This window comes from Bacillus sp. C30 (assembly GCF_040838255.1).
Taxonomy (GTDB): domain Bacteria; phylum Bacillota; class Bacilli; order Bacillales; family Bacillaceae_G; genus Bacillus_A; species Bacillus_A mycoides.
In genome coordinates this window covers 1-3,098 of sequence record NZ_JBFPJH010000360.1, presented here as the reverse complement: position 1 = coordinate 3,098, position 3,098 = coordinate 1, and the positions used below count along the sequence as shown (strand labels likewise).

General features: G+C 33.9%; 5 protein-coding genes. 1 reads left to right on the top strand and 4 read right to left on the bottom strand.

What is annotated here, in order from left to right:
- Positions 1-45: 45 nt before the first annotated feature.
- Positions 46-252: a hypothetical protein gene (locus AB3X49_RS20215; protein WP_367964346.1), complete on the top strand. Its 207-nt coding sequence runs from the start codon at positions 46-48 to the stop codon at positions 250-252.
- 68 nt (positions 253-320) lie between these two features.
- Here AB3X49_RS20215 and AB3X49_RS20210 read toward each other — a convergent pair whose 3' ends face one another.
- The 4 genes from AB3X49_RS20210 to AB3X49_RS20195 form a co-directional block, all read right to left on the bottom strand.
- Complete coding sequence (locus AB3X49_RS20210) at positions 321-692, bottom strand: hypothetical protein (protein WP_367964344.1); 372 nt, start codon at positions 690-692, stop codon at positions 321-323.
- Positions 693-753: 61 nt separating this feature from the next.
- Positions 754-1,338, bottom strand: coding sequence for a recombinase family protein (locus AB3X49_RS20205; protein ID WP_289404319.1), 585 nt, complete (start codon positions 1,336-1,338; stop codon positions 754-756).
- 290 nt (positions 1,339-1,628) lie between these two features.
- Complete coding sequence (locus AB3X49_RS20200; RefSeq protein ID WP_002137395.1) at positions 1,629-1,817, bottom strand: hypothetical protein; 189 nt, start codon at positions 1,815-1,817, stop codon at positions 1,629-1,631.
- A 237-nt stretch (positions 1,818-2,054) separates the two neighbouring features.
- Positions 2,055-2,198 (bottom strand): hypothetical protein, encoded by a 144-nt coding sequence (locus tag AB3X49_RS20195; protein WP_367964342.1) that lies wholly within the window; start codon positions 2,196-2,198, stop codon positions 2,055-2,057.
- Between the last annotated feature and the right edge of the window lie 900 nt (positions 2,199-3,098).

Below are 3,098 nucleotides of genomic sequence, written 5' to 3'. Positions count from 1 at the left end.
TAATTGTATTAAAAGTCTAAAATTTCAGAATCGGAGGACAGCGTCATGAAAAGTTTTGGTACGTTAGTAATCTCTACCGTCATTTCAGCAGGCTTAGTGTATTATAATATCAATTCCTTTTATAATAAATTTACATCCGGGAATACATATTACTGGGTAAACGGTATCCTAGCTACTGGATTCCTTATATCCTTAATTATCAACATAAAAGATATCATCAAGAAAAACTACACAACTTCTGAATCAAATTAAGGAGCCTATTATGGTTCCTTTTTCTATGCAAAATAAAAAAGCAGCTGTTAAGCTACTTTGAATTCTTCTTATCCCCAAATGAAATGATATATATATTCTCCCGTTACACGTTCATTAATTCCAGCGATCCTAGCGAATCTCATTAAGTCCGCCCCTTGAAGAAAATATACCGAGATCGTAACTGGTACTTGTGACCACATGAATTGATAAAGCTCATTCACTCTCTGATTCGTCGAAACGATTAAATCATTTACAGGTCCATGATTCCATGCAGAGGTTTGAACTGAAGTGAACGGAAGGTCTTTCCCATTAACCACTATTCTTACCACACTTTGAGTTATGTCCAAAACAATCCCCTCCACCATTACAAAATTTAAGCCTGTTTCTATACTCATATTCTTGATTAATAATAAATGTTTAAGGCAAACCCCTATTTTCATTTCTACTCAAAAACAATTTATTTGATAAAATAAAAAAGTAGCGGATTCGCTGCTTTAAAATCTACATAACTCCCTTTTCTTTTGCTCTCTCATAAAGAACCGTGCGGCTTACACCTGTAACTTCACATATCTTCTTTACTGTAAACTTGTTTTCCTTTCGGTTTGCAAGCAGATCTAAAGCATGTTCCATATTAGGATTATCATCATCGTACTTCTTAGGGCGCCCTTTATAAACACCACGCTCTTTAGCTAGTTCAATACCTTCTCGTTGCCGCATTCGAATTAGGTCACGTTCTAACTGATTAACACCAGCCATTACAGTGAGTAGGAAAGTGCTGTATGGATTATCGCTTGTAGTATCAAGCCAATTGTCTTTTAACGACTTAATAGAAGCGCCTTTTTCTTTAATTGTTTCTATAAGTTTAAATAAGTCTTGTGTACTTCTGGTAATACGTGCTAATTCAGTTACTACAATTACATCACCTTCACGCAGATTGTCTAACATACGTAATAACTCAGGTCTGTCTGTTGTAGCCCCGCTAACTTTTTCTTCAAACACATAATCACATCCATAATCACTCAATTGTTTGAGTTGCCTTGCTAAGTTCTGATCTTGTGTCGATACACGAGCATATCCAAGAATCATTCTATTTCTCCCCTTTGTCCGTAAATTAACTATAGCTTAATAACAGCATTTAATTTCCGTACATGTAAACCGAACATGAAGAGAGTTGTAAAATAAGATACGTATTTTAAATATGTCTAAATTATGAACGTATGCAATTCTAAATAAGTACACCCATAGCGGACGTTTCATTCTTTATTTTCATTCGCTGTGTTCATTTGTTTTGTTATCTTTCCTTAACAAGAAATCAGACCAGAAAATCCATGTACAAAAAAAGAGCGCTTTTCTTCAAAGCACTCTCCAATAGGAATTTACCATTCTCGACGCTTATCACAATCACAGTCACGATCATGATTACGTTTACGACGACATTCATCACAATCACAGTCGCGGTCACGTCTACAACGACGGTCATCACAATCTCTGCGTCTGCAGAACATTAAATCATCCCAAAATCTATCACAATCTCGGGAACGTCTGAAATTACAATTACATCCCATAAATATAATTACCTCCTCTTAACTCTAGGATTCATCATATTCTATGCTAAAAAACAAAAACAGCTTGTTTACTAGTCTACTTTCTGCATTTTAAAGTAATAATGTTATTATCTAATCTTTAAGTTTCAAATCTATTTTACCCCTTATCTTTCCTTAACAGCAAACAAGACGCCACCCAGATCACGGCAGTGCCTACGAAAATTGCTATACACTTAATCAAACTCATTTATCCTCACATTATTTATTTCTTTGCTTCCATACCCCATTCTCTTTACGATAAGTATTCTTTCCATTCATGAAGTCAGCTGTATTACCAGGAATACTATATTTCTTATTCTTAGCCTTCTTCTCCAGCCTCTTTTCTTCTTGAATAGCTTGCAAATCCGCCTTCTATTGTTTCAACAAATCCTTTTCACGTCGCATCGAATTTGTACCCCTTGGATTAAAATGTGAACCAAATAATTAGATTCTTCCTATTTTAACAATAGGAACTTTTTTTGCTGGCATTATAGGATTTTCTAAGATGAATAATTGGATTGCGATGCTTAGGAGTGTAGCAACAGTCTTACTAACATTGTTATTATCAGTGTTTTTAACACTAACTTTGATTGTGGGTTATGCATTAAGTTAAACGTAGTTTTTTATGAGTAAAACTCAATATTCCGTCAATAATATAGATGACATTAGATTTTTCTCCTTGTTCCCCCTTGGAGATGAGCAGTTAGTTTTTGCTAACTGCTCTTATATTTATAACAAAGATAAGATTCTTTAGAATGATTCTTCTTTATTTCTCAATATAAGGAGCCTTGGATTTTCATTAAAACTCCTGTAGTATATGAACAAAGAGTAAGGTAAGAGTTACTCTTTGCCATTTTAGGAGAGGTTCTGTTGGAGACAACAGGACCTTTTTTCGTAAAGAGATGGTTTTGTTTAATTTCTCACCACTAACCACAAAAAAAATATCTTATAATCGTTATATACTAAATTAAATTAAAAGATTAGGAGTAGATCAAATGCCAGTTACACTAGAACTTATTCTTTTCATTCTTATAGCAATTAGCGCTGTTGGCCATTTAGTAAAAGAATTTCAAAAAACTAGGAAAAGAACACTTGGAATTTCACTAGAATTCTTGGTTCTTTTCTGGTCAATATGGAGAATATCGACTATCATAATCTGATTTGTAAAACATGAATTCCTTCGAATAAAAATCAATATTATGTCCATAATGTTGATAGGCTGTATGCCAAAATCCATTTAGTTTTCTCTGTATCTCCTTGTAT